Source organism: Saccharibacillus sp. WB 17 (assembly GCF_008634075.2).
Classification (GTDB): Bacteria; Bacillota; Bacilli; order Paenibacillales; family Paenibacillaceae; genus Saccharibacillus; species Saccharibacillus brassicae.
Map to the genome: position 1 here is coordinate 31,932 of NZ_VPFK02000026.1, position 25,082 is coordinate 57,013.

A 25,082-nucleotide genomic window follows, 5' to 3' on the forward strand; every position below is an offset into this window, starting at 1 on the left:
ACTTCTTCGACCCAGTCTTTGCGAATGATGCTCGTAAAGTTGTCGGCATTCGGCCGGGAAGCGAACACAAACGTGTTTTTCTCGTCGATGATGCCGTACTGCTCGATCGTCTCGCCCATATTGGCCCAATAGGTCGGCGCGTAATTTTTCACTTCTTCGTAGTTCAGTTCCTGCAGCACTTCTTCGCCGTAATAAGCGAGCGCCTGCGGCATGTCGTAGTGGAAAATCACGTCCGGCGCTTTGTGCGAAGCGAGCAGCTGTTCGAAATCCGTTACTTCGCTGCTGCGGGTAATCGGAACGAAGTTAACGCTTACATTATATTTGTCGCCGAATTCTTTTTGAATCCACCGGGTATAGAAGTTGTCCGTCACGTTCCAGCCTTCGAAAGCGCGCTCGTACACCGGAATGTCGAGGCTGACCTTTTCCGGGAAACCGCCCGAATAATCCGCGAACCCTTCGGCCGGCGTCGCCGCCGGCGAACTGGCCGCTTCCTTGCCTCCTCCGCCGCCGCATCCGGCCAACAGTCCGGCAAGCGCAAGACCGGTCACGAACAGCGAAGCTTTTCTTTTCTTCCGACTCATACATAGACCCCCTTATTTTGTCGCAGCACATACTCGCCCTGCACCCTTACGACTCTTTTTTGCGGAAAATACGACCTACTCTTTCACCGCGCCCAGCATCGTGCCCTGCACGAAATACTTCTGCACGAATGGATAGATGCAGATGATCGGAATCGTCGCGAACACGACCACCGCCGCTTTCATGACTTCGGGATTGCTCAGCGTCACTTCGGTCGCCTCCAGCTGGAAGCTTTCGGTCGCCTGCACGATCAGGTAATACAGCTTCAACTGGAGCGGACGCAGGTCGATATTGTGCTTGATGTAGAACAGCGCGTCCTGATACGCATTCCAGCGGCCGACCGCGTAGAACAGCGACAGCGTCGCCAGAATCGGCTTGGACAGCGGCAGCACGATGCTCCATAGAATCCGGAAGTGGCCGGCTCCGTCGATCCGCGCCGATTCTTCCAGACTGACCGGCACGCTGTGGGTGAACGTCGTCTTCATGATCAAGAGATTGAACGCGCTGAACGATAGCGGCAGCACGAGCGACCAGATCGTATCGAGCATGTTCAGGTTGTTGATCAGCATGTATTCCGGGATGATGCCGCCGCTGAAATACATCGTGAACAGGAAGATGAACGTCAGCGTCGAGCGGCCTTTGAGCTGTCTGCGCGACAGCGGATACGCCGCGCACACCGTCACGATCATCCCGAGAATCGTAAACATGACGGTGACGAGAACGGACACGTACAGCGAGCGCAAAATGCTGGCGTCCGCAAAAATTTTGGCGTATGCCTCAAGCGAGAAGCCTTTGGGAAACAGAAACACTTTGTTGGCGATGACGTACGCGTCTTCGCTGAACGACTTGGCGACGATATGCATGTAAGGCAGCAGGCAGATCAGGGAAATGATGACTAAGGCGGCATGGATGACGAATCCCCAGACGTCGAAACGCTTCTTGCTGCCGACCGGAACGGTATTTGCGGCTTTCATCGTGTGGCTCCTTTCTTCGAAAGGGAAGGCGGATTACAGCAGTCCGTCTTCGCCCATTTTCTTGGCGACCCGGTCGGCCGTCAGTACGAGTACCAGTCCGATCAGCGCCTGGAACAGTCCCAAGGCGGTGGCCCGGCTGATGTCTCCGCCCTCGATTCCCCAGCGGTAGACGAGTACCGGAATCGTGGTCGTGAATTCGGTCGTGGCCCGGTTCAGCAGGGCGTAGATCCGTTCGAACGAACCGCCCATAACGCCGCCCAGGCTCATAATGAGCAGGGTCACGATCGTCGGCCGGATCGAAGGCAGCGTGATGTTCCACATCTTGCGCCAGCGGTTCGCGCCGTCGACGGTCGCCGCTTCGTACATTTCCGGGTTGATGCTGCTCATGGCGGCCAGATAGATGATCGTGCCCCAGCCCATGCTCTGCCAGATGCCGATCGCGAGATAGCTGATCAGCCAGTTCATGTCGTCCTGCAGGAACGGAATCCGGTCTCCGCCGAGCGTCACGATCAGGTTGTTGATCATGCCGTTGCCTTCGCCGAGCAGTTGGTACGCCATTGCGCCCACGATGACCCAGGACAGAAAGTGCGGCAGATACAGCAGCGTCTGGTTGACCCGCTTGAACAGCACGTTTTTGACTTCGTGCAGCAGCAGCGCCAGGAAGATCGGAACCGTGAAGCTGAAGATCAGGTCCATAATGTTCAGCAGCAGCGTGTTGCGCACCGCCCGGGCAAAATCGGGCTTGGCGAACAATTCCTGGAACACCTCCATGCCCACCCACTCGCTGCCCCAGAACCCTTTGGCGATTTTGTAATCCTTGAACGCCAGAACGAGGCCCGCAAGCGGCGTGTATTTGAAGAGAAGCACCAAAGCCAGCGGAAGAATGAGGAGTATGTACAGCTGCCAATCGCGGCGGAGATAGTACATCATCCCGTATCGGTCCTTTTTAAGTGAAGCGGTTTCATTTTGCGTTTTGGTTACGCTGATTCCCTTCATCTTTTCACCTCCCGTCTCACTTTTTACCATCCGTCACCGGTGATGTGCCTATCATAGCGTCCGTCTTCCGGATCGGTAAACGACGAGTGTTGACGATGGGTGCCATTTTTGATCCAAGCCGCGCCGCTGCAAGGAATTGTAGGCGATTCAGGATCATTTTCGGACGTCGGGATCAAAAATGGCAGCGGGCAATCACAAGATTTCCGGGTAAAAAAAGGCTCACCCCCCCGCTCCGGCTTCACTCTTCACGATACGCGGTTTTTGAGTTTGTACGCGCTCGGCGACAACCCTTCGAACTTTTGGAAAAAGCGGTTGAAGCTGCGCGCGTTCTCGTATCCGACCGCCGCCGCAATCTCCGTAATCGTCCGTTCGCCTTCGAGCAGCAGCGGCTTCGCTTTTTCGATCCGCAGCTTGTTGAGCGAGTCGATCAGGCTGGCGCCGGTCGCTTCGTATACGATCTTGCGCATGTACGAATAGCTGATGCCGATCTCCCGGGCCATGTCCTCGAACACGACTTCTTCGCAGCAGTGCGCCCGCAAATATTCGGCGATCCGTTCGCCGTGCGAGCCGGTGTCCGCTTCGGGCCTTTTTTGCGCCGACAGAATGTCTCCATAGAACCCGCGGACGTAAGCCTGCAGATCGTCCAGCGTATCAAACGACGCGATCGTCGAATATACGCTGCCGCGTCCGGCGACCATCCGGGCCGCCTGGCTGCCGTTTTCCTGCAAATGCTTGATCGTCACGCCGACCAGCTGGTTGTAGATGAACAAAATGTTGTCGTGCGAGACGTACTCGGCCGCCCGAATCTCTTGCGCGATCCGCTCCAGCTCTCCCTGCACCCGGCCTGCGTCCCCTTCGTCCAGAAAATTGAGGATGCGGCGTTCGCTGCACTCGGGATACATGTATTTCGGGTCCGGCCGTCCCTGCGCGCAGCCGTAGTGTATCCCTTCGCTGCCGGCAATCATGCGCCGCTTGAGCGCTTCGAGCGCTTCGGCGGCCAGATCCGGCACGCGCGCCGAGCCTTCCGCCCAACGGCTCACGCCGATCGTGACCGTATGGCCGAGCAGCTCCGACGCCTGCCGCTGCACTTGTTCGAGTCTCGCATGAAGTTCGGCATGACGCTCTTCGCCTTGTTCCGCCCGGTCGTTCACGACCAGCGCGAAATACCCGTCGCCCCGGTACAAAAAGTAGGCGGCCGGACCTTGTTCGAACAGACCGTCGCAGGCGGTAGACAGCAGATGCCGATGGTAGCTGCGCGTCTCCGAGTTATGCTTGCTCACGTAGCCCCGGTAGCCGTCGATCGAGATCGAAGCCACGAGAAAATGCGGATACGGGAAAAGATCGCCGAGCGGACCGTGCGCTTCGCCCCGCAGCAGGCGCTGGACGGTCAGGCTGCGCGTGTCGCGCTCGCGTTCGCGCAGCAGCTCGTGCAGCTTCGATTCCTCGCCCTGCATCCGGCGAAAAGCGGTGTCCAAAAACGCGAACTCGTTCTGCCCGGGAATGTCCAGATAGCCGCGCAGATTGAACTTCCGCACCAGTTCGCGCGCGGGCCTCGACAGCCAGGCGGCGAGAAACAGCGTGGCGAACGTGCCGACGAAGATCACGACGACGGTCAGCAGGATAATGCCCCGCTGCTGGGCGTGCGTCCGGGTGAGCATCTCCTGCACGGAATACGTGCTCAGATGCGTCCAGCCGAACGGCTCCGACTGCGTCCAGGCGTACAGTACCCGTTCGCCGCCGGCCGTCTGCCGAAAGGCGTAGCCTTCCCGGGCCGCTTCGCCCGCCAGCTCGCCGTAAAAAGGCAGCCCGGAAGCGTCCGTCAGCAGCCGGCTTTTGTCTCCGTGCGAGACGACCGTCCCTGCCGCGTCGATCAGGGCGTAATCCGTATTCGCTGCGTTCGACGACGACAAATAATTTTCCAGCTGGCTTTCACGCAAATTGACGACGATCGTGCCCCGCGTTGTCGTCGACAGCCGGCTGAGCGGCAGCACGTACGAGACGACCGGAACGCCCGACGCCAGCGTGCGCGGATACCAGACGCCGCCGATGCCCTGCTGGTCCTTGAGCGCCTGTTCGATCCAATCGAGCGGCTCGTACCGGCTCAGCCGGGTAATGCTGCGGTCTGTCGAGACGACGTAATCCGAATCTTCCAGATAGAAAAAGGACGAATACACCCCTTCCGCCCGCCGGTTCAAATTGGTCAGCTCGCGCATTACCGCCATCGCGCGGCTGATATTGCCGTAATCCGCGCTCAGCGCGTCGTACGTCGGGAACGCACGAATCCGGTCGAACGTGCCCGTGGCGGACAGGCGGACCGTATCCTGCGACAGGCTGTTCAGCGCGCTCTCGTTCAGCCGGCGGCTGGCGACAAGCTCGGCGAGCGACGATTCCGCCACTTCGCGCTGCGAACTCCGCAGGCTCTGCTCGCCGCTGTACCACGTGAGAATGCTGGCCGGAATGACCATGACGATGAACAAAATGCAGGCCAGCTGCAGCGTCATCGGGAAACGTTTCAAGATAACCCCTCCGATCTTTTTTGACGAAAACGAACACTTAATTAACTATTTGGTAACGCTTACAAAATTAAATTTATTAATGACTCCTTCATATATTAATTTATCGGGGTCTGGTTTGTCCACGGAATGATTCTTTGTTTATTCGTTTTATTGCGCTTTTTGCAGATCTAAGAAAGATTTACGTCAAGATCATCTCTGAATTCGGCCGAAAGAGTACAAGGGTCGATAAAATACACTCGCAAAAAGACCGACACGGCGCCGGTAGGCGTACGTCGGTCTTTGGCAAGATCAACTTTAAATTTTTTAATCATCTTACCGCTCTCATTTTCCACTTTCAAAAAATAGGCTTCTTCATTCGAATTTTCTGGTAATGAATACAAGAAAATTGGATCATCCGTCAAATCATACTTTTCGATCAAGCGGTTTGCCGAGTTTAATATAGAAACACTCTCGGCTTCCTGCGAGAAGCCGTCTTTTCTCCACTCGATCATACCAAATTCCGAAGAATGATCGTCTTCATAGAAGACTAAAACGTAAGGTTCTCTTTCCGTGACTACTGTTCGTTGTAAAATTTTAATTCCTTGTTCAATTTCGTATTCGTTTAAGCTCTTTTGCAAATCTGAGCTCAATTCTTCCGTTTTCGAATCCCTCCTGTTCATAAAACTGAACACTGCGATCAAGACTATAACTACTAAAAATAGTCCAAATAAATACTTTTTCTTCATCAAAATCATTCCCTTATGATTTAGTGAACTAATTACATAGAAAAAAATTACATCCAAATTATTATCAATATTGTAACTGAAAATGTGATGAATTGAAGTCCTTTCGGATGATATTCTTTAATAGTTATATAACGAACCAATTTTTAACAGAAGCAACTTCTAGAAACTCATACTATCAAAAATATAAACCAGGAGGGTAGTAGATGAGAAAAATATTATTAACTTGTATGATGGTCATGTCAATATTAACAACAGCTTGTGAACATACTGAAACGAAATCGAACCCGCCCACTTCCCCTGCAGCCAAGTCTGACACAAAAGAAATTCCTGCATCAACAGAGACGTCAGAGGACGTTGATCCAAAAATCATCACACTGGACAGTGAAACCGAAAAATATTTCTACGGAACTTGGAAGGTTGAGAAATTGTTAGGGTTTGCAAATTCCTATAATGATGCTTCTAAATATCCTACCGGTCAAAAGTTCATCGGAGATCAACTTGTAATTGAAAAAGACTATTTCTCATCAGAAGGACTTAAAAACGAAAAAGATTATCAATACGAACTAAAAGACCCCTTATACAGACTTATGGATAACTTTGAGGACGCAGACTCTTTTTTTCGAGCATATAAGATTGATATTCCAAACTGGAATATGAATGATAAGATAAAAGTAATAACTATATCTGATCCTTCAACGAAAATGCACATACCTGTAAGTTTAGGTTTTTTTATTATTAATAACGACAGACTTATCTTAGTAGCGGAAGCCACTATTTTTGAGCTGAAAAAGGTTAACTAAGTAAAAGGGTCAGCCCAATGGCTGACCCTTTTTTTGTACTGTAGAGTGATTAAATTACAGGGTGTATACGGGATATTGATGCGTATACCGCGCATTCTTACAGAACAAAGCCGCTTCTTCATTTCGTCTGCGTTGAAGATTTCGATCATAGGAGAAGGCTTTGCTGACCAGCTTCGAACAAGTTGTGATTTCCGTTGGGGACATCGGACCCGAAAAAGTAGGATAGATCTGCTTGTGGGCCAGCATCGCTTGCACATCCTTGCTTCTCAACACGTCGGTACCGCCATTAAACGCAAGCGAGACTAACGCATCAAACTGAGATTGCGAAAACTTACAGCCTGCAGGCAATTCCAAGTTATTGACTGCAGCTACTGCAATTGCTGTATCCTTGGCAAAAAACGTATTGGCCTGCGTTCGAGAAATAGGAGACGTATAATTCAGATTCAACGAGTGAGTCAACGCATTTGCTTGTGCTTGTGTCAGAAGAGAGTCATTGGGATTCCCGGTTTTGTTTCTGCTATACGTTTTATTGCTTGTAATCAAATGTCCCCAACCAACTGTTGGATACCCAGAAGGATCTGCGTAAAACTTCAAAGAAAATCCCTCATGCGATTTGATAAGGGCCGTTCCACTTGTACCCAAAGATTGATTTGCCATAATAGTCACTCCCGATCTTATAGTTGTAGAAAAACAATAGGGGGAATCATAGACAGAGCCCCATTCCCAAGTGCTCTGTAATGCCGTATTGCCTTCTCATCTATAAAGGAGAGAGGAATCACTTATTACAACCCACCATTAATCGCCTAGAAATAAACTTTTAAAATATAATAATATGGGCAAAATCCGAAAGACATTTTGCAAAAGAAGCTTTTATATATATTCAAAATAGTGACACGAGCAAGTTAAAGTTTTTAGAAAGATAAACAATAAAGGCAGCTGCTCAATTAAGCCGCTGCCTTTCTATATTTAATGATCATTCAGATTGAAGGATGGCTATTAGCTCTGTAATTAAAGTTTGTACCGCTTCCTCCTGATTAAGGCGCATATACTTTGCTAAACGTTTAATCTCCCCATCGAATGCTTCAATGATTTCTAAAGTAGCTTCTTGATCATGGTGTTTAACTCGCTGAAGCAAGATTAAGAACTCAGTGTCTGACAAAGATATTTCAGGGACTTTCTCTTCCACTTGCTCACCGCCTGTTGAGTCACCTGCATTTCTTTAGCTAGTTCCTTTTCCGTTTTATCATTTACAAAGAGTTCATAAATGATGGCTCTGCCCTGCGGGTACGGAATGAGTTGAATAGCTTCATGTAAACCCATTTCTTCAATGAGGTTTGTAGGATCAACCCCATGTGTTTCTTTTTGAATATAGTCAAAAACAAGTTCATTTCTCAACCGTTTTCTTTCATGGTACTGCAGCCGCCAAGCTGCTTGCCTTAACTTTTTTCGATACTCTTCAATTACCAAATTAGATGGCATATTATTCCTCCTTCTTCGTCTATATATACTATGGAGTATTTATGGGAGATTTTACAACCTAATAAGGAACGTTCGTTTGTTTTTTCAGGTTGTTTTTATCCTCTAAAATTTTCTTTGTTTACAAGGAGGGATTCAAATGACTATAGAAGAAATGTTATCGGCTGTAACAAATGTAGGATTTCCTGTTGCATTGAGTCTTATGTTATTAAGATATGTATTGAAAAACTTCGAAGAAAAATTCGAGAAATTAGATAAGTCATTGCATGAACTCACAATTTCTATCCGAGAAAAAAAAGATGACTCAACATTAAGTTAAAAGAAAAAGCCGCTTTCCAAAAACATTGGAGGCGGCTTTTTCCCTGTTTTTAAACAAGGGCTTTTTCTTTTGAGTACTAAAACTGAACCGGGAATGCGTCCTGTCTCTTTTCACTCAAACCGGCTGAACCCGCAGATCCGTAATCCGCAGATCCCGGCTGAACACCGATCCGTCGCTGGACAGCTTGAACGACGGGTAGCCGCGATCCGCTTCAAGCTTCATGACCGGATCGAACTGCTGCTCCTGCTGGCGGTCGGTCCAGACTTCGAAGTCTTCCGCTTCGACCTTCACGTCCGTGTCCCACGGCTTGTCCGCGATCTGGATCGTCACGATGCCGTTACAGCCGCAGTTGATCGTATCGTAGATGAGCCGGAGACTGCCGGGACGTCCGCCGAGCTTTTCCTGAAGTTTGCCTGTCGTATATTCGTCCATTTGAATGCGCATAATACATCCCTCCTGCTGTTACTTTACCCGTTTTGGATAGGTTAGGACTATCTATCGTCGCGACGATTCTATTTGCTATCTAAAGTTTAAATTCGTTCCAATAATCTACTCATCCCTAATATTTTTATGTTAAAGATCACTTTGTTTCCGATGTTCTTTTTTGTAATTTTCAAATTCCTCACGATCGACAGCAACGTGCTCGTAATCTTTACTTCTAAGGAACTCTTGTACTCGTCTCAATTTGACCAGTACTTCTTCAGTAGAATAGAATATGGATCCTTCTTGCGATGCCTCGAACTCTATTAGAATCCTCGAAAAGCGTACCATTTCATCCAAATTGCCACCTGTACAATATTCAAAAAGATATACACTATACTGAAGCGCCTTCAATTCTTCTGTTGTAATCATTGGATTACGAATACATTCGAGCATTCTAACCTCATACATAATTTTCATCATTTCAAAACCACCATACTTTTTCAAAACTTTGAGACCATCTTTAATAAAACGGGCACTTCCGGCGAAGTCACTTTTTGTAGCCTAGGTAGGCTACACACCGAATCAAAAAACAGAAAGAGAACCGGTTTTCCGGTTCTCTTTCTGTTTTTTTGATTTTCGACTTTCGCTACGTGGCTGCGTAAAGCGACGGGCTTTATTGATGGCGCGGAGTAGCGGCTAGCGTAAGCCCTACCCACTTGGGTCTTTGAATGCTCAAGTTTTCTATTCCAAATCATGCTTCTCCAAATAATCAAATACCTGCTCAAGAAGCTCAATCAGTCGGTCGCTTTCTTCATCCCCTAAATGGTCCATCAATCCTCGAAACAATGCCGTATATGTTCGGTTTGCTTCATCCGCGCATTCTTCCCCTGGCCGTGTCAACGTCAAAATCGATATCCGTTGATCATTTGGATGCTTGTCGCGAACGACGTATCCTTGTTTGATCAGGTTGTTAATCATTTGGGTTACCGTCGGCGAAGTCACCTTCAGCACTCGGCTGATCTCGGATACCGTTGCCTGTCGCCCCTTCCCCCCTTCTTGTCGAATCGCCAGCAGTGCACGTACTTCGCTCGCTTTCAGCCCCCAGATCGTTTTTTTGTTCCAGCTCATTTTGGCCATGTTGGAGAACTGCTCGACCAACCGATCTACGTTCGCCCCTTGATTTTCTTCCACTATTCTTGCCTCCGCTATCTTATTTTCGTTGAGTCCTTCAAATGAGAAAGAAAGTTTGTATTTCTAAAAGGAGTAACCTATACTTAAATCAATTAGGTTGTAAACCTATTTAATTATACGTATATAAACGGAGGAATTGCAATGTTCCGGAAAAATAAAGAGTTCCCCAAACCGCTGGGCGAATATACAGTCGGCTTGGCCGAAATGTCTTTCACCGACTCGTCACGCCAGGGAGTTTTCGAGTTTGCGCCCAACGAATCAAGAGAAATTCCTATTCTGATCTTTTATCCATCCGACGATACGCAGGGCCGGGAACGTTCGTTCTATTCATTTAAGGAAGAGGCAGAGGCATTTAAAAAAGCGAGCAAAGGACTCGTATCCGCCAAAAATCAATTTATGCGCATTCACGCTTATCGAGATTTGTCGTTATCCGAGAAATTAAAATGTTATCCGGTCGTTTTTTTCAACCACGGTTATTCCAGTCACATGATGCAAAACGTCGTGCTCTGCTGCGACCTGGCCAGCCGTGGCTATATCGTCGTTTCCGTCGGTCATCCGTACGAAGCCAGCGCGCTCAAGTATTCCGACGGCCGGATTGTTATGGCCAGCGAAGCGATCGGCAGCGACTTCAAGCAAACGATGCGTCGTATTCAGCCCAAATTCAAAAGCATGAAAAAACAAACGTACAGTGATGAACAGATCCGCCCTGCTGCGGCCGACTTTTTCGGAGATGTCCAATCGTCTAAAGTTTGGAAGCATATCCGAATCTGGGCTGATGACAATATCTTTATCGCCGATATGTTGGAGCAGTTAAATGAGCTATCGTCGGATTCCCTTTTTGCAGGAAAATTAGATTTGGAACACGGCATTGGCATTACGGGGCACTCCTACGGAGGCTGTACGGCTAGCCAGGTCTGTCTCGACGACCCACGGTTCGTATGCGGAATCAATATCGATGCACCGACATACGGAGATTATTGGGATCAGGACTTGCAAAAACCGTTCATGATTCTCGGCAGCGAATTGATGGACCTGCTGGCACGGCCCAATTTTCTTGCGAATTCAAATGATGCTTATCTGATTATCGTCGAAGACTCGCAGCATATGGATTTTACCGATATGATTTTCTATGCCGGCCAGCTTAAATTGCTGAAGCTGCTGGGCAAGCGTGATCAAATACTGCTGCGCGACGTGCTTTCGCTGTATCACCTGGCCTTTTTCGAGCGGTATCTGAAGCAAAACGAACATGCTCATTTGGATGGTCTGAAATTTGAGGGCGTGCGAGTGCGCAGTAAAAAAGCTTTGTCGGCTCCTCCTCTCGAATCACAAAATTAAAGAAGAAGACGGCCGTACGGATAATACGTGCGGATCTAGACCAAATAAGAAGAGAACCGGCAAGCCGATTCTCTTCCTGTTTTTTGATTTTCGACGTTCACTGATCGGGATCGGTATTCTCCGGTTCTTGCAGCCCGATCAGCTTGCTTTTTCAAGTTTCGCTTCTACGATTCTCATCACTTCCTCACCTTCTACGTCCAAGTTTGGAAGCAGACGATCCAGCCATTTCGGCAGGTACCAGGCCGATTTGCCGAGCAGGGCCATAACACCGGGAACGATGAACAGACGTACGACGAAAGCGTCGAAGAAGATGCCGAACGTAAGCGCGAAGCCCATCACTTTGATCATGGGATCCTCGGCCAGCATGAAGCCGGCGAATACCGAAACCAAGCGTTCCGGAATCCCCAGCTGCACAAACTTCAAACGTTGTCGCTCCGGATTCTGTTCTTTGGTCGATACGCGGCAATATCCGATAATCAACGGCTTTCCCTCCCTTCAGTGTTCGCAAAGTCCCTCTTACATCGGTTTACATCAACAAAGTCATTTTGCCACATTTACGAACACTTTTTAGGTGTATTTTCCGCTGTTCGTAAACCCATGCTTTTAAGCACATGGGAAAGCGCCGTTCTACCTAAGATTGCTTCACTTGTAACAAAAAAGGCCCCATTTATAGGGACCCTTTAATAAATATGTGTTTCGAGTGGATCAATCTAGATCATATTTGGCCAAAGCTTCTTGCTTCATTTTCTCATGTACCGGATCTCCTTCAATTTCCAAAGCATTAAATGAATTCTCTACATTTTCATTCAAATCAAATGTGCCGTTGTTCATATTGATCACGCCATATTGACCTAAGATATTATCCTTTAAGAAAACCAAATACTTCTCTCCCTCTTGAACATCTTGATAATCTGCAATTGAGCGAATTATTTTCTCTCCGTCTTTGCTGGTGATAATAGATATCGGTTCAACAAATTTGATTTTTCCATCCTGAACCGCTTGATCAGGATCTTTAATAACCTGTTCCAATTTGAAATCAGTTAAAGTATAAAAATCTTGAATTACGTTATCATCATAATAGGTAGCCTTATGCTCACGTTCCTCAAATGGAAGAAGAGGCGTTCCTACAACGATCACATCCGCAACTTTTTCCAAAGCATCTACATTGTCAAAACCAATATAGCTGGCTTCTTAAATAACGAATTGTACCCATAATTAGTAATAGAATCACTATAGTAGGCGACTCTTTGACCCGTAGTAGGTCCTCCTGGGTAGTGGTCTGCATTAGCCTTTTGTGAAAAAGTAGATACTGCTAGAAAAGATAAAACCATAACTGCAATATAACTTTTTTAATTTTAATTGGATCTTCACAGTAACTTGTCTTTGACAATTCGAATAACAAACACAACCCGATCTATCAAATTAAAATGCGCAAAATCTCAAGAAATTCTCCCTTGTAGACGTTCTTTTAAAACGATACAAATCAGGTGAATAAATTCAAGGACATGTAATGGTGAGGAGCCGATAAGTAAGTAAGTAAGTAAAATTTAAATTTAAAATAATATTGAATTTAACGTAACGAATGTTTAGTTTTTTGCGATCTTAACAATAAGGATTAAATAGAAAGGAATTTGAATTTGAATACGTCCGAGCAAAATTTTGAAGAGAGGAGGAAAACGATTATGTCTCATAAAAAAAGAAAAAGGAACAAAACTGGTATCTTGATAGGTTCAATTTATTGTATTGGTTTGTTCATATTTCTAATTCAGGCCCCCCCTGGAGAAGCTCCGAATAATCCTTATTGGTATTATGCCATGATTCCTCTGGGAGCCCTAACCATCACCTTTTTGTTTGATCATGTTATTAAATTTGATGTTTTTGATATTTCCAAAAAAAAATAAGTTGACTGGAGTGTTCTTAAATGAATAAATTTAAAATTGCAAATTCAGTCTTTGCTGGAGTCATAATTTCCACTTCTATTAAACAAAATCATTCTTTTTTGAATACAAAAGAGAACCAGTAAGGCTGGTTCTCTTTTTGCATTTAGTTCATTACAGCGTGCCGGTTAGTGCAAACTTCAGTACCATGAGCAATACAGCCGAAACGGTATAGCGGCCTTCTTTACTTTCCAGAAACCCTTTTGTCCACCGTCCAATGTCTTTAATCGCGTCATTACATTTACGAATAAACACTTGTAGTCGATTCATCTTATTTCCCTCCTTCCCCTTTCTTCAGATCCAATATAGGTTGACCGCGGCTCGACCCAACATGAACGACGTAGTCACCGCAGCCAACAAAGCAATTCTCTATCCTTTGTTCATGTTCAACATAGAATAAAATGCCGATACATGATTTCAGGGTTTTCACTTCCAAGCTGAATCTTCATTTTTGAAGCTTATACATCATATGTAGAAGAATTTGATTTATTCTCTTTAGTACGTCGTGCCTTCCACTGCCGATCTGTTGGCCGGATCCCAGCCGCTTCGCCAAACTTCACGCAGCCCAAAAAAGAACGGCTCGTATTTGAGCCGTTCTTTTAAACTTGCTTATAGTGCTGAATGTACGGACTGTACAAGCTTTACAGCAGATGCACCGCGTCTTCTTTATCTGTTGGCAGGTAACTCTCATATACAATGTGGGATCCGACCAGCTCGCTTATAAGCTTTTCAGGATCGTAATCCGGATCTTTCAGCAGTTCATCCCGTATATCGGCCACGGCTACATATTCCGGAAAAATAATATGGCCGTTTTTCGTTTAGGCGATGATATGATCCTCGCCATTGGTAATCCAGACTTGAGGATGCTTTCGTTTCTGGACTTTCAAATACGCCATAATCTCTTCGGCCGATCCGATCGGATCGGCAACGTGATAACGTCCATCAGCTTCATAGCGGTATCCCGAATACATATTATTTCCCTCCAACGAACGGCAGCGGATCAACCGGATTGCCGTTGATGATGATTTCAAAGTGCAAGTGCGGTCCCTTACTTCCGCCTGTAGATCTGCATTCTCCAATCACGCTGCCGGCTTGTACGGTATCGCCCACGCCCGCAATTAGCCTGGACAAATGGCCGTACGTCGTAACGTACCCGCCGCCGTGGTCAATCCGGATATACTGCCCATAGCCGGCTTTTGGATTGCTGGCATTTTGCCAGGCGCTGAAGATCACCTTGCCCGCTTTAGAAGCCGGAACCGGCTCCCCGCTCGAACAGCCAAAATCGACGCGGCATGCAGTTTTTGTTTGCCGTTAATCGGATGCGTCCGCATGCCGAAGTTCGACGTTACGGCTCCGCTGATCGGACGTACAAACCCATTCTGGCCGGCTTGCGGAACCTCGATTACGTTATAGCCTTGCTCCACGTACATCGTCGCCTACTTCATGACTTCCGCGACATACGCCGGATCTCGGTTGTAATTGTGTACCGCGCCCTCGATATTTCTGCTCGATGCGCCGCTCTTGCCTAAATAGTGGGCCGCCGAGAAAATCGCGTCTTCTATGGCTTACCGTATTTTTCAGCGGCAGCCTGATAGATCGGCAAGAACTGCGCCGGAATATCGGATTCGCCAAAATTGGATATACTGCCCGGTCCCCAACCAAATCCACCGCTGTTCACTGCTTCCTTCCTTCAGCGGCAGCAGCTCCACTCCCGTAACGACGGTTTTCATGGCTGTCAGCGTGCCGCGGCGTTCCTCCGCTTGTAGCGTCTCTTCCTGGAATGTTTGTTATTCTCGATCATAGAAACACAAGAAACAAACCAACGGATATTGTTGTTTCTTATAGTCATGTAGAATATGAAGGCTAGAATGCTATCTTGATGAAAAGAGGTCTTACTATTGAGAATAATGTTTCGAACAATTGTGATCATCGGGTGTATTTTTGTTTTCACCGCATGTTCCGACCGAAATACTGAAGGAGCACCTCCACCTCCAGTAAGAGCTGATTCTAAAATGACTCTTAAACAAATTGTTGAAGAAATACAAAAGCAACAAATAACTGAAATCAATATTTTCAAGTCAGAGAGGCACGGCTTCATAGGTAGTGTGTTACTAAAAAAACTATCCAATGACGAAGAATTTTCTGTTATCGTTCAATCTTTGTCGACGGCAAGCCAGCAGCAGGGTAGGGCGGATACAAGAATTCCCGATTATGATTGTGTTATTTCTCTGAACAATAATACATCTGTTTCATTTCATTACTGGATCAATGCTGAGGATAAGCAGGGTATGTTAGCGAACGTAAACGATACAGGGATTACTTACACAGTGGCGCCAAATTCTGTCCAGGACTTGCTTCAACTTATGGAATGAGTCTAAAACCTTCACAAATAGACGTCCATTTGTAATCGTACACTTTCCCAGACACTTCAGGTCAGCAGATTAAAGCCAAATTCAGTCCCCAGTCATGCAGTTAAAAACAAAAAAACGGCTCGTGTTTGAGCCGTTCTTTTAAGCTTGTTTATAGTGCGGGTTGCACAAGTTTTATGGTTATGGATGTTTGCAGCACTAATCCTTTTTATGATTCGTCAAAATATAATACCCGAGCTTAGTCACTAAATAAAAACTAAAAATCACGATAAGAGTTCGGGAGATCACGTATCCATCCAACGCCAACTGGTATCCTCCTGAAATAAAAAATTCGCTATTAAAGGTTAAATACAAAGCGGCAGCAATAGGCAAAATAATAAGAAGAAACGCTAAAGGTCGTAAATTTTTGTTCATCAAACTTCACCCCTTCATTAGCATTATACCAAATGAACCTTTCTGATGCGCAGCTGGCCGAACTGGATGACATCAGGGAACATACGGAACATTTCAATGAATTGAAAGCTGCTGTTTCTCACTGCGGGGAACCGTCGAATCATTGAAACTCCGCTTTAAGATCACCGGCAGCCGTCCGGAGATCGATTTGTCCTTCACCCGTTACGCCTTTTCATATACGATAGAAGAAAATCCAAGGCAGACGAAAAGGACCGATCTCTATGAACCCGACAAAAGCTTTACCCAACCAGCAAGCGTTAATCGATAGCTACGCCCAGTCCCAGGAGAAGCAGCGAGAGCTGTACCGCCGGACGCTGGTTACGGTCATTTTCTCGCAAATCTTCGGCGGGGCCGGGCTCGCGGCCGGGGTCACCGTAGGGGCGCTGTTGGCCCAGGACATGCTCGGCACGGACAACTTCACGGGCGTTCCGACGGCTCTGTTCACGCTGGGCTCGGCGGCGGCGGCTTTTGGGATCGGGCGCTTCTCGCAAAAGCACGGGCGGCGCCTCGGACTGGGACTCGGATTCGTGGCGGGAGGCCTCGGCGCGATCGGCATCGTGCTGGCCGCCGTCATGATCAGCCCGGCGCTGCTGTTGGTGTCGCTGCTGGTCTACGGCGCCGGAACGGCTTCCAATCTTCAGGCGCGTTACGCCGGTACGGATCTCGCCGAACCCAGGCAAAGAGCCACGGCGGCCAGCATGGCGATGGTCTTTACGACGATCGGGGCGGTGGCCGGTCCCAATCTGGTCGGGGTGATGGGCGACGTCGCGGTATCCATGCAGATTCCGCGCCTGGCCGGGCCTTTTGTGCTTGCGGCCGCCGCTTACCTGCTGGCCGGAGCCACGCTGCTGCTCTTTCTTCGGCCCGATCCGCTGCTCGTCGCCAAAGCGGCGGCACTCCGGCACGTACCGCAGGCGGGCACCCCGCCTGCCGCCGCTCAAGGCAGCCGCAGAGGCGTGACGATCGGCGCCTGGGTCATGATCCTGACCCAGATCGTCATGGTCGCGATCATGACGATGACTCCCGTACATATGCGGCACCACAGTCACGGACTGGCCGAAGTCGGCCTCGTGATCGGATTTCATATCGGGGCCATGTATCTGCCTTCCCTGATCACGGGAATGCTGGTGGACAAAATCGGCCGGACCGCGATGGCCGCGGCATCCGGCGTCACGCTGCTGCTGGCCGGGATTACCGCTGCGCTGGCGCCCGCCGATTCGATGGTGCTGCTGATCGTGGCGCTCTCGCTGCTGGGATTGGGATGGAATTTCGGGTTGATCAGCGGAACGGCGATGGTCGTGGACGCGACGACTACCACCAACCGGGCCAAAGTCCAGGGGTCCGTAGACGTCCTGATCGCTCTGGCCGGCGCTTCCGGCGGCATCCTGTCGGGAGTCGTCGTCGCCTATTCCAGCTATGCGGCGCTTTCTTATGCCGGAGGATTGGTGGCGTTGGTGCTGCTTCCGCTTTTGCTCGGCCTGCGTCCGAAATCGATACGCTAAACGACAAAACGCCCTGCTCAGGGCGTTTTGTTTTTCCAACGAAAGCTCCGGGTGTCACGACTTGGTCAGGCCGCTCAAAGCGCCCGAGACAAAATGTTTCTGGAAAACGATAAAGAGGATCATCGGCGGAAGCGCTCCGAGCATGGCGACAGCGGAAGCGGCGTTCGGATAAGAATTTTCGCTAAAAAAAGTCGTAATATACGTAGTGATCATGCGCATCTCCGATTTTTGCAAAAAATACAGCGGAAACAGATATTCGTTATAGGTGGCAATAGACGTGATGATCGCCATGCTGGCCGTTACGGGACCGAGCAGGGGTAGAATCATTTTATAAAAGATAGAAAAGCTGCGGCAGCCGTCGATTTGGGCGGCTTCGTCCAATTCTTTGGGGATCGTTTTGATAAAATTCGTATACATGAAAATGCACAAGGGCAAATGGAAAGCCGTCGACAAGACGATAATGCCCCAATACGTATTGATCGCTCCGAGCTGAAGCATCGTTTTGTACAGCGGTACGATCAGCGTCACGCTCGGAACCATCATCACGCCGATAAAGATCAGGGCGGCGGTATTCGTGATGCGGTTCTGAAGCCGGGCGAGCACGTAACCCGTCAGAGAACCGACCGCAAGCGTCAAAGCGACCGTGCAGAACGTAACGAGGAGCGTATTCATCAGCACGGCGTAGAAAGCTCCGTCTTGCAGCGCCATCACGTAATTGTCCCAATGGATGCCCTGCGGCAAAGCCCATTTGATGCTGAGATCGCTTTTGGCTTTGAACGAAGCCACGATCGACAGATAGATCGGGATCAGATGAAAAGCGATAATCAACAAGCCCGTGACGTTTAAAAAAAGCTTCTCTTTTCTCATAAATACTCCACTTCCTTGCTTCTGAAATAGGCTCTGAGCAAATAGGCGACCGCAAAAATGATCAGCACGAGTACAAAACCGACTGCCGAGGCTTGTCCGGCATTTTGATTCCAGAAGTACAGATGATTGACCAGAAAACCCAAAGAGTAGGTGGCGTTGCCGGGTCCGCCATTGGTCAGGGTGACGATCATGTCGAACATTTTCAATCCGCCGATCGTGTCGATAATAAACGTTGTCGTCATGGCCGGAACCAGCAGAGGAAGCGTGATACGCCGGAACATCTGCCACCTGCCCGCGCCTTCCATAAGGGCCGCTTCGCGCAGCGAATGCGGGATTCCCTGCAATCCGGCCAGATAAATCAGCAGGGTGACGCCGATATTTTGCAGGGCAAACGAACCCGCAATGATAAAAACGGCCCGATTGCCGCTGCCCAGCCAGTCTGTCCGTTCCAAGCCGAACAGACCCAGCAGCTCATTGATGGCGCCGTCGTTGTATTGAAACATCCCGTACATCATGTAGCCCATGATGATGCCCGCTATGATCGACGGCAGATACACGAACAACCGGACCGCATGGTTAAGACGGAACGATTGATTCACGAACAAAGCGTAGGCAAGCCCCAGCACATTTTGGATCAACGAGCAGGCTACGCCGTAGATCAGCATATTTTTCAAAGCGATCAGGAAAATGGGGTCCGCCCCGATCTCCCTGAAGTTGGCGAAGCCGACAAAGTCGAAATCCGGGGAAAACCCGTCCCAGTTCGTGAGCGAGATGCGCATTCCGTTCACAAACGGAAAAAGATGAAAGACGGCGATCAGCAGCGCGGCCGGCAGCAGCATCAGATACATGTCCCAATTTTTAACTCGCAACGGCATTCACTTCCCGACTTTTTAAAGTGAGAGCCTGACGGACAGGGCAGCAATCTGCCGTGTCTGTCCGCAAGCTCTGGTGCGCAGTCAGTCGTTCTGGCTTTTCAACCGGAGAGCATTGCTTCGCATCGTCTGCACGGCGTCATCCGGCGTCATCTGACCCGATACGAGACCGGAGCCGACCTGCTGCATAATGCTCCACATGCCTCCGGGCAAATAAGACCGATCGAAGTAGCCGTTGATCGGCACTTTCGCATATTTGTTCAGATCATCCGTCAGCATTCCCATATCGCTGTTCACACCGGTGAATCCCGCCACGTTGACTTCGGCTTCTGCAAGCTGCTTGACGTTGTCCGGCTTGGCCAGATAATCGATAAACCGGATCGCCTGCTCCCGGTGTGCGGAATCTTTCCAGACGCCGATCGCCGTTCCTTCTCCGCCCACGAAAAACGGCCGGTCGTCCGAATAATAGGCGGGCAGGGGGGCGATACCCAGGTCGGCTTCCGGATTGAACTCCAGAATCGATTTGATACCGCCCCTGAATTTGAACGCGACTTCGTTTTTCGCTATCGCTTGATCGACGCTTTCTTCGGTCGCGGTCAGGACGTCTTCGTTCAAATACCCTTTTGCTTTTAACTCGGTCAACATCCCGGAGATCAAGGTCCATTTCTGCCAATCGAACGTGCCCTCTTTCAAGGCGCGGCTGTCATCATGCGAAGGGCTCGTAATATACAAAGGCATGGATAGATTGTTCAGAAAACTGGCAAACGACCGGGGATCTTTGCCCCACATGCCGATCGGCGTAAATCCGCTGCTTTTGATCTTCTCGCATGCGTCCAGAAAACTTGTCCACGTCTCGATTTTGTCGATATCGACGCCCGATTTTTCCAGCACCGTTTTGTTGGTCATCATCCCGTCTTGAGCAATCGTCATCGGCAGGACATAGACCTGGCCTTTATCGTTCGCGATGATCGGCTTGAACGTCTCTTTGATCCCGCCGAACCAGGGACGATCATTGAGCGGCGTCAACAAATCGCCGTACCGTTCCACGGACCATCCGTGCGTCGTCCACAGATCCGGCAGATCGCCCGAAGCCATCTTGGCTTTCATCAGAGCTTCAAAATCCGCGCCCTGACTCGAAATGTCGACCGCGATACCGGGATTCTCCCGCTCGAAGCCCTCAGCGATCTTCTGCAATTCGGTTAACGAATGCTGTCCGAGGTTAGACATGAATTCAAGCGTGACCTGCTGCGAATCGTCCGAACTTCCTGCCTGCCGCGCCGAATTTCCGGAACATCCGGCCAGCAGAATCATCATGGCCGTCAAGCCGGCGCCGATCCTCTTTTTCATAAGCTTATTCCTCCTCGAATATGGGACGCCCGGCTTCCAGCAGGGCTCTGGCTTCCGGCGTAAACGGTACATATCTCGACACGTCCCTGAAAATCGTATAAATCGCGGGTCCGGTATGCACAACGATCGGCGGGTTCGCCGCATCGATCGTCAGCTGCTCGCACAGCTCGCCGATGTGACGTTCTTCCTCGGGCGTCAACGGCTGCACCACATAAGCAAACGTAATATGAAACCGATAACGGTCATGGTTCGGGAACTTCACGCCGGTCACTTCCGCAAGGCGGTCCCTGAACTGCCGCAGCCGCTCGGCGGTCGCCGGGTCGGCCGGCCGAAGCCAGATGCGGCACGCATCGAAGCCGTCCACCGTCATGGCGAACGATTCCGGTACGTCGATTTCCTGCCATCTGTCGGCAAAGAAAACGTCGGTGTCTTCGAGCGAAGCCTGCGTGCTCAGATGCCGGGACCAAAGCGCTTGTTCCCGATTATGATCGCACAGCAGTTCGAACACGGTCATATGCACCGATTCCGGCGGCAGAAGCGCGAACCGTGCTGCGAAAGGCAGCCGGCGGAACGTCGCTTGAACGTGGGCAATTTGCTGCATGACGGTCGCATTTCGGGTTAAATCGCATACGATCGTGCTGCCCGGGAAGTCGTTACGGCTTCCGTCTGCATTGAACTTGCGGTTCTCCGCCGCGTAAGTCGGATAAGGGTTGTCCACTTTCCTATGCACCTCGCTTGATCGAATTGGGCTTTTTCCTCGGTCATTGCATGTTAGAATGACACCGGTGTCATCACACGGAAATAAGCACTGCTTAGCTCCTCCTTCGTAGGATAGGTTCACTGTAACGCTCTTTTATAAATTACGATCAAGATTTATGTAATATTTTCTTATTAGTGAAATTAGCCACTTAACAAGCGGGACGCTATCGGAGCGATAGCTGTCGGGTTATTTCACGCTTTGCCGAATGACGAGCTGCGGATCGACTTCGACCGATACCAGATCGGTGTCGCCGTCGATGATTTTGTCTACGGTCTGTACGATTTGTCTCGCCAGCTCTTCAAAGTCCTGTCCGACCGTGGTTAGAGGAGGATAATAATAATTCGAAATCGGAATATTGTCGAACCCGATAACCGAGACGTCGCCCGGAATGGTCAAGCCATGACTGTATATCGAATGGTATACGGCCACCACTTTCTCGTCCCCCGATACGAAAAACACTTCCGGCAGCAGGTTTTGCTCGATTTTCCAATCGACGAACCGCTTTATTTTCTCAAACTCGTTCATATGATACACCACTTCCAACAAATCGGGCGAAATGCCGTGTATCCGATACGCTTCGACCATCGCGTTCGCCCGCTCCCGATTGACCGCCATGTCGGCGCCAAGCAGCAGGCAGATCCGCGTCAGGCCCCGTCCGAACAAATAGTCGGCCGCGTCCAGCATGCCTTTGCGGTTATTGTTGGATACGGAAAAAGCGGCCTGTTCGTGCTTCTCGACCGATACGAACGGAATTTGGTTGTCCAGCGCAAGTTGGACCCGTTTGTCGTTCTCCTCGATGTATAACAACACGACCGCATCCACATAGCCGCTTGACGTTTCAAGAATGGAGTTTTTCAGATCGTTGTCGTCGTAAATGACTTCGTGCAGAATCGTATACCGGTTCTGGGCGGATACGCTCGTTAGATAAGAGAACAGGATATCCAGCCATTTGGTCGTATTCTGATCGCGATTTTTGCGCACCGAGATCAGCAAGGTTTTGTGCGTCTTCGTATTCAGGTTCTGCGCGTACAAATTCGGCTTGTAGCGGGTGTCGGCAATGACTTTGAGCACCTTGTCGCGGGTAGCCGGCTTGACGTTCGGTTCGTTGTTGATGACTCTGGAGACCGTTTTGATCGACACGCCGGATAATCTGGAAATATCCCTTATCGTATATTTCAACGAGATGCAGCTCCTTTTTCCCTCATATATCTGCGCATTTTCCGAGTATAGGCAAGGTTGATACCGTTATCAACGCGGGGCGGGGAAAACGCCAAGCGCAAGTCGTCTGCGCTTGGCGTCATCCGTAACAGCATACCCGACGAATGTTGCCTTAGGGTGCCGCTGTCCTGAAAAAGAGCTTGAGCAGCGGAGGCGCGATCAGGGTCGTCAGAATGACCGCAATGATTACCGTGGTGAAGAACCCGGGCAGCAGCAGGTCGGAAGCGAGTCCGGTCGCCGCGATGATCAGGGCCACTTCGCCGCGCGACACCATGCCGGCTCCGACGGCCAGTGCCGATCTTCTTCCGAAGCCGGTCGCGGCGGCTCCGACCGCTCCTCCGAGCAGCTTTGTCACGACGGCCATCGCCGTCAGCGCGATAAGCAGCGGAAGCTGGCTGCCGACGCCCTGAAAAGACACGTTCAATCCGATACTGACAAAAAATACGGGCACAAAGATCGAGTAGGCCACAGGTTCCACCTTGGATTCGACCTGATGCTTGAACGTCGTTTGGGACACGGCCAGACCTGCGGCAAAAGCGCCGATGATCCCTGCGATCCCCATCTTTTCTCCAAAGTAAGCAAAAGCAAAACAGAACACCAAAGCGATCGTAAGCACCGGTTCCATGACCCGGAATTTTGATGTCCATGCTAGGACGCGCGGCACCGCGAGCCAGCCGACGAGGAACACGGCAGCGAAGAAGATTACTTTTTTGATCAGCAGCAGGCCGATCGATACACTGCCCGTATCGCCCGTACCCAAAAAGCTCGTCAGCACGGCAAGCAGCACGACGACCAAGACGTCATCCACGACGGCTGCGCCCAAAATCGTCGTCGCTTCGCGCGAATCCAGCTTGTCCATTTCTTTTAACACCTGAACCGTAATGCTTACCGAAGTGGCACTAAACAGAACGCCGAGGAAAAGCGACTGCGCTATGGAAAATCCGAACAATTCACCTACCCCGTATCCACCGATCAACGGAAACAGGATCCCGCCCAGCGCAACGGCAAGGGCCGGCTTCCAATTCTTTTTCAACTGGTCCAGATCCGTTTCCAGCCCGGCCATGAACATGAGAAGCAGGACGCCGATCTCGGCCATATACTCGATAAACGAACCCTGATGGATCCACCCGAGCAGTGCCGGACCCAAGACGATCCCGATCAACAGTTCGCCCAATACGGCAGGCTGGCCCAATCGGACCGATACATGCCCCGCCAATTTCGTTCCCGCCAAAATAAGAACCAGATACAAAATAAATGTCATGGATCGATCTCCTTATGCTTGTGAATGCGTCCGATTCGAATCGACATCCATACCTTAGCACAAAAAAGATCGACGAAAAATACCGATTTTAAACAGTCTGGGATCGCTTGTTTCCTTCGAAAAAGGCTCGGACATCCGGGGATACGACTTTTAACAAAAAACCTTCAGAACGCAAACCAGAAGGTATCATTTGCCGCGCTCCACGCCCCGGATCAAGGCTTTCCGCCGCTCTGCCGGAAAGCGCCGGGCGTGATGCGTTCCAGCTTCTTGAACAGCGCTCCGTAATAGCTGCTCGATTCGAATCCGACCCGCCGCGCGATCTCTTCCATGCCAAGCTGCGGGATGTCGAGCAGCAGCTCTTTGCTTTTGTTCACCCTGACCTGGTTGACGTAGCTCATGGGCCGGACGCCGGTCGTCTTCTTGAACAGATGGCAGAAATATTCCGGCGTTACGCCGATCTCTTCGGCAAGCGCCTGTAAAGGGATCGCTTCACCGTAATGCCGCTCGATATAGTCCAGAGCCGGCTTCAACCGCGCATACTGCTGCCCGACCGTCTCTTTGCCTTCGACGGACACGCACTGCAGAATCTCGGTCAACAACGTATAGAGCACCGCGGAACAAGCGAAATTGCGGAGCGTTTGTTCCTGCGGCGCCGCGGCGGCCCGCAGCAGTTCGCGCATTCGCTCCGACAGGGAATCGGGCGCATCAACCGTGTAGACGGACGTCCCGACGATACCGACCGTGTCGAACAGATTCGCCGCGCCGCTGCCGTCGAAGATGATCCAGTCGACTTCCCACTGCCCGGATACGGCACGATATTCGTGTTTTTGCCCGGGAAACAGCAGCATGCCCATGCCCGGCTGGATCAGGTGTTCGGCTGTGCCCAGCTTGAACCTGCCCGTGCCGCGGCGGCATTGAATCCATTGGTAATCCCGGATGCCCGGATCGCGAAAAACCGGTTCTTGTTCATGCTGCAGGCCGATGCCGAGCAGGTACACGGGCAGGCGCTTGTCCCGGGCGGACAAGACGGGGAACACGGGTCTGGGACGGGACATAAGAGAGACGCTCCTTCATCTTAATATCGTGATGCCGGATTAATTATTTGAGATTTCCAGTCTAATCGGAATCCCCTATAATCGCAATATCCAGATAGAAGAAGGAG

Annotated in this window: 27 protein-coding genes; 6 read left to right on the top strand and 21 right to left on the bottom strand. The window is 49.9% G+C overall.

Annotation, left to right across the window (positions count from 1 at the left end):
• Nucleotides 1-656: 656 nt before the first annotated feature.
• The 4 genes from FTE24_RS14560 to FTE24_RS14575 form a co-directional block, all read right to left on the bottom strand.
• Nucleotides 657-1,553, bottom strand: coding sequence for a carbohydrate ABC transporter permease (locus FTE24_RS14560; RefSeq protein ID WP_150233808.1), 897 nt, complete (start codon nucleotides 1,551-1,553; stop codon nucleotides 657-659).
• A 33-nt stretch (nucleotides 1,554-1,586) separates the two neighbouring features.
• Entirely contained in the window at nucleotides 1,587-2,483 is an 897-nt protein-coding gene (locus FTE24_RS14565; RefSeq protein WP_237401769.1) for an ABC transporter permease, read from the bottom strand.
• A gap of 311 nt (nucleotides 2,484-2,794) precedes the next feature.
• On the bottom strand, nucleotides 2,795-5,065 hold the full coding sequence (locus FTE24_RS14570; RefSeq protein WP_150233812.1) for an AraC family transcriptional regulator: 2,271 nt from the start codon (nucleotides 5,063-5,065) through the stop codon (nucleotides 2,795-2,797).
• Nucleotides 5,066-5,232: 167 nt separating this feature from the next.
• Entirely contained in the window at nucleotides 5,233-5,790 is a 558-nt protein-coding gene (locus FTE24_RS14575) for a hypothetical protein (protein WP_150233815.1), read from the bottom strand.
• A gap of 203 nt (nucleotides 5,791-5,993) precedes the next feature.
• Here FTE24_RS14575 and FTE24_RS14580 point away from each other — a divergent pair, with 203 nt between their 5' ends.
• Nucleotides 5,994-6,590: a hypothetical protein gene (locus tag FTE24_RS14580; protein WP_150233817.1), complete on the top strand. Its 597-nt coding sequence runs from the start codon at nucleotides 5,994-5,996 to the stop codon at nucleotides 6,588-6,590.
• 54 nt (nucleotides 6,591-6,644) lie between these two features.
• On the opposite strand, the gene FTE24_RS14585 is transcribed toward FTE24_RS14580, so the two are convergent.
• Entirely contained in the window at nucleotides 6,645-7,247 is a 603-nt protein-coding gene (locus FTE24_RS14585) for a lysozyme (protein WP_150233819.1), read from the bottom strand.
• 480 nt (nucleotides 7,248-7,727) lie between these two features.
• Nucleotides 7,728-8,069 carry a hypothetical protein gene (locus FTE24_RS14590; RefSeq protein ID WP_150233823.1) on the bottom strand — a complete coding sequence of 114 codons (342 nt, stop codon included), beginning with the start codon at nucleotides 8,067-8,069 and terminating at the stop codon, nucleotides 7,728-7,730.
• A 136-nt stretch (nucleotides 8,070-8,205) separates the two neighbouring features.
• Between FTE24_RS14590 and FTE24_RS14595 the strand changes: the two genes are divergently transcribed.
• Nucleotides 8,206-8,385: a hypothetical protein gene (locus FTE24_RS14595; protein ID WP_170315006.1), complete on the top strand. Its 180-nt coding sequence runs from the start codon at nucleotides 8,206-8,208 to the stop codon at nucleotides 8,383-8,385.
• Between the two features lie 114 nt (nucleotides 8,386-8,499).
• Here the strand turns inward: FTE24_RS14595 and FTE24_RS14600 are convergent, their stop codons facing one another.
• The 3 genes from FTE24_RS14600 to FTE24_RS14610 all read right to left on the bottom strand — a co-directional run bounded on the left by FTE24_RS14600 (nucleotide 8,500) and on the right by FTE24_RS14610 (nucleotide 9,999).
• On the bottom strand, nucleotides 8,500-8,829 hold the full coding sequence (locus FTE24_RS14600; RefSeq protein WP_150233825.1) for an iron-sulfur cluster biosynthesis family protein: 330 nt from the start codon (nucleotides 8,827-8,829) through the stop codon (nucleotides 8,500-8,502).
• 129 nt (nucleotides 8,830-8,958) lie between these two features.
• Nucleotides 8,959-9,288: a hypothetical protein gene (locus FTE24_RS14605; protein ID WP_150233826.1), complete on the bottom strand. Its 330-nt coding sequence runs from the start codon at nucleotides 9,286-9,288 to the stop codon at nucleotides 8,959-8,961.
• Between the two features lie 261 nt (nucleotides 9,289-9,549).
• Nucleotides 9,550-9,999: a MarR family transcriptional regulator gene (locus tag FTE24_RS14610; RefSeq protein WP_150233828.1), complete on the bottom strand. Its 450-nt coding sequence runs from the start codon at nucleotides 9,997-9,999 to the stop codon at nucleotides 9,550-9,552.
• Nucleotides 10,000-10,140: 141 nt separating this feature from the next.
• Between FTE24_RS14610 and FTE24_RS14615 the strand changes: the two genes are divergently transcribed.
• On the top strand, nucleotides 10,141-11,334 hold the full coding sequence (locus FTE24_RS14615; RefSeq protein ID WP_150233830.1) for an alpha/beta hydrolase family protein: 1,194 nt from the start codon (nucleotides 10,141-10,143) through the stop codon (nucleotides 11,332-11,334).
• A gap of 138 nt (nucleotides 11,335-11,472) precedes the next feature.
• Here FTE24_RS14615 and FTE24_RS14620 read toward each other — a convergent pair whose 3' ends face one another.
• Both FTE24_RS14620 and FTE24_RS14625 read right to left on the bottom strand, forming a co-directional pair.
• Nucleotides 11,473-11,814 (bottom strand): MMPL family transporter, encoded by a 342-nt coding sequence (locus FTE24_RS14620; RefSeq protein ID WP_237401770.1) that lies wholly within the window; start codon nucleotides 11,812-11,814, stop codon nucleotides 11,473-11,475.
• 225 nt (nucleotides 11,815-12,039) lie between these two features.
• The gene (locus FTE24_RS14625; protein ID WP_150233832.1) at nucleotides 12,040-12,489 is read right to left on the bottom strand and encodes a hypothetical protein; all 450 of its coding nucleotides are present in this window, start codon (nucleotides 12,487-12,489) and stop codon (nucleotides 12,040-12,042) included.
• Nucleotides 12,490-13,016: 527 nt separating this feature from the next.
• Here FTE24_RS14625 and FTE24_RS14630 point away from each other — a divergent pair.
• Nucleotides 13,017-13,235: a hypothetical protein gene (locus FTE24_RS14630; protein ID WP_150233834.1), complete on the top strand. Its 219-nt coding sequence runs from the start codon at nucleotides 13,017-13,019 to the stop codon at nucleotides 13,233-13,235.
• Nucleotides 13,236-13,385: 150 nt separating this feature from the next.
• Here the strand turns inward: FTE24_RS14630 and FTE24_RS14635 are convergent, their stop codons facing one another.
• The 3 genes from FTE24_RS14635 to FTE24_RS23615 all read right to left on the bottom strand — a co-directional run bounded on the left by FTE24_RS14635 (nucleotide 13,386) and on the right by FTE24_RS23615 (nucleotide 14,504).
• Nucleotides 13,386-13,541 carry a hypothetical protein gene (locus FTE24_RS14635; protein WP_160441776.1) on the bottom strand — a complete coding sequence of 52 codons (156 nt, stop codon included), beginning with the start codon at nucleotides 13,539-13,541 and terminating at the stop codon, nucleotides 13,386-13,388.
• A gap of 548 nt (nucleotides 13,542-14,089) precedes the next feature.
• Nucleotides 14,090-14,242: a hypothetical protein gene (locus FTE24_RS14640; RefSeq protein WP_160441777.1), complete on the bottom strand. Its 153-nt coding sequence runs from the start codon at nucleotides 14,240-14,242 to the stop codon at nucleotides 14,090-14,092.
• A gap of 1 nt (nucleotide 14,243) precedes the next feature.
• The gene (locus FTE24_RS23615) at nucleotides 14,244-14,504 is read right to left on the bottom strand and encodes a M23 family metallopeptidase (RefSeq protein WP_415663204.1); all 261 of its coding nucleotides are present in this window, start codon (nucleotides 14,502-14,504) and stop codon (nucleotides 14,244-14,246) included.
• A gap of 665 nt (nucleotides 14,505-15,169) precedes the next feature.
• On the opposite strand from FTE24_RS23615, the gene FTE24_RS14650 reads away from it, so the two are divergent.
• Both FTE24_RS14650 and FTE24_RS14655 read left to right on the top strand, forming a co-directional pair.
• Complete coding sequence (locus FTE24_RS14650) at nucleotides 15,170-15,643, top strand: hypothetical protein (protein WP_150233835.1); 474 nt, start codon at nucleotides 15,170-15,172, stop codon at nucleotides 15,641-15,643.
• 671 nt (nucleotides 15,644-16,314) lie between these two features.
• Entirely contained in the window at nucleotides 16,315-17,595 is a 1,281-nt protein-coding gene (locus FTE24_RS14655; RefSeq protein ID WP_150233839.1) for an MFS transporter, read from the top strand.
• Between the two features lie 54 nt (nucleotides 17,596-17,649).
• Here the strand turns inward: FTE24_RS14655 and FTE24_RS14660 are convergent, their stop codons facing one another.
• From FTE24_RS14660 to FTE24_RS14690, 7 genes are all read right to left on the bottom strand, one after another.
• Complete coding sequence (locus tag FTE24_RS14660) at nucleotides 17,650-18,462, bottom strand: carbohydrate ABC transporter permease (RefSeq protein ID WP_150233841.1); 813 nt, start codon at nucleotides 18,460-18,462, stop codon at nucleotides 17,650-17,652.
• Nucleotides 18,459-19,331: a carbohydrate ABC transporter permease gene (locus tag FTE24_RS14665; RefSeq protein ID WP_150233843.1), complete on the bottom strand. Its 873-nt coding sequence runs from the start codon at nucleotides 19,329-19,331 to the stop codon at nucleotides 18,459-18,461. Before FTE24_RS14665 ends, FTE24_RS14660 begins: the two co-directional genes overlap by 4 nt.
• A gap of 87 nt (nucleotides 19,332-19,418) precedes the next feature.
• Nucleotides 19,419-20,681, bottom strand: coding sequence for an ABC transporter substrate-binding protein (locus FTE24_RS14670; RefSeq protein ID WP_160441778.1), 1,263 nt, complete (start codon nucleotides 20,679-20,681; stop codon nucleotides 19,419-19,421).
• A 4-nt stretch (nucleotides 20,682-20,685) separates the two neighbouring features.
• Nucleotides 20,686-21,399, bottom strand: coding sequence for a DUF1868 domain-containing protein (locus FTE24_RS14675; protein WP_160441779.1), 714 nt, complete (start codon nucleotides 21,397-21,399; stop codon nucleotides 20,686-20,688).
• A gap of 228 nt (nucleotides 21,400-21,627) precedes the next feature.
• Nucleotides 21,628-22,620 (bottom strand): LacI family DNA-binding transcriptional regulator, encoded by a 993-nt coding sequence (locus tag FTE24_RS14680; protein WP_150233849.1) that lies wholly within the window; start codon nucleotides 22,618-22,620, stop codon nucleotides 21,628-21,630.
• 151 nt (nucleotides 22,621-22,771) lie between these two features.
• Nucleotides 22,772-23,920 carry a cation:proton antiporter gene (locus FTE24_RS14685; RefSeq protein WP_150233852.1) on the bottom strand — a complete coding sequence of 383 codons (1,149 nt, stop codon included), beginning with the start codon at nucleotides 23,918-23,920 and terminating at the stop codon, nucleotides 22,772-22,774.
• A 212-nt stretch (nucleotides 23,921-24,132) separates the two neighbouring features.
• Nucleotides 24,133-24,975: an AraC family transcriptional regulator gene (locus FTE24_RS14690; RefSeq protein ID WP_150233854.1), complete on the bottom strand. Its 843-nt coding sequence runs from the start codon at nucleotides 24,973-24,975 to the stop codon at nucleotides 24,133-24,135.
• Between the last annotated feature and the right edge of the window lie 107 nt (nucleotides 24,976-25,082).

Excerpts from the sequence above, each read along its gene's own strand:
- FTE24_RS14560 (WP_150233808.1), bottom strand. The coding sequence starts at position 1,553 with ATGAAAGCCGCAAATACCGTTCCGGTCGGCAGCAAGAAGCGTTTCGAC.
- FTE24_RS14565 (WP_237401769.1), bottom strand. The coding sequence starts at position 2,483 with ATGATGTACTATCTCCGCCGCGATTGGCAGCTGTACATACTCCTCATT.
- FTE24_RS14575 (WP_150233815.1), bottom strand. The coding sequence starts at position 5,790 with ATGAAGAAAAAGTATTTATTTGGACTATTTTTAGTAGTTATAGTCTTG.
- FTE24_RS14580 (WP_150233817.1), top strand. The coding sequence starts at position 5,994 with ATGAGAAAAATATTATTAACTTGTATGATGGTCATGTCAATATTAACA.
- FTE24_RS14585 (WP_150233819.1), bottom strand. The coding sequence starts at position 7,247 with ATGGCAAATCAATCTTTGGGTACAAGTGGAACGGCCCTTATCAAATCG.
- FTE24_RS14590 (WP_150233823.1), bottom strand. The coding sequence starts at position 8,069 with ATGCCATCTAATTTGGTAATTGAAGAGTATCGAAAAAAGTTAAGGCAA.
- FTE24_RS14595 (WP_170315006.1), top strand. The coding sequence starts at position 8,206 with ATGACTATAGAAGAAATGTTATCGGCTGTAACAAATGTAGGATTTCCT.
- FTE24_RS14600 (WP_150233825.1), bottom strand. The coding sequence starts at position 8,829 with ATGCGCATTCAAATGGACGAATATACGACAGGCAAACTTCAGGAAAAG.
- FTE24_RS14605 (WP_150233826.1), bottom strand. The coding sequence starts at position 9,288 with ATGATGAAAATTATGTATGAGGTTAGAATGCTCGAATGTATTCGTAAT.
- FTE24_RS14615 (WP_150233830.1), top strand. The coding sequence starts at position 10,141 with ATGTTCCGGAAAAATAAAGAGTTCCCCAAACCGCTGGGCGAATATACA.
- FTE24_RS14630 (WP_150233834.1), top strand. The coding sequence starts at position 13,017 with ATGTCTCATAAAAAAAGAAAAAGGAACAAAACTGGTATCTTGATAGGT.
- FTE24_RS14635 (WP_160441776.1), bottom strand. The coding sequence starts at position 13,541 with ATGAATCGACTACAAGTGTTTATTCGTAAATGTAATGACGCGATTAAA.
- FTE24_RS14640 (WP_160441777.1), bottom strand. The coding sequence starts at position 14,242 with ATGTATTCGGGATACCGCTATGAAGCTGATGGACGTTATCACGTTGCC.
- FTE24_RS14655 (WP_150233839.1), top strand. The coding sequence starts at position 16,315 with ATGAACCCGACAAAAGCTTTACCCAACCAGCAAGCGTTAATCGATAGC.
- FTE24_RS14660 (WP_150233841.1), bottom strand. The coding sequence starts at position 18,462 with ATGAGAAAAGAGAAGCTTTTTTTAAACGTCACGGGCTTGTTGATTATC.
- FTE24_RS14670 (WP_160441778.1), bottom strand. The coding sequence starts at position 20,681 with ATGAAAAAGAGGATCGGCGCCGGCTTGACGGCCATGATGATTCTGCTG.
- FTE24_RS14685 (WP_150233852.1), bottom strand. The coding sequence starts at position 23,920 with ATGACATTTATTTTGTATCTGGTTCTTATTTTGGCGGGAACGAAATTG.
- FTE24_RS14690 (WP_150233854.1), bottom strand. The coding sequence starts at position 24,975 with ATGTCCCGTCCCAGACCCGTGTTCCCCGTCTTGTCCGCCCGGGACAAG.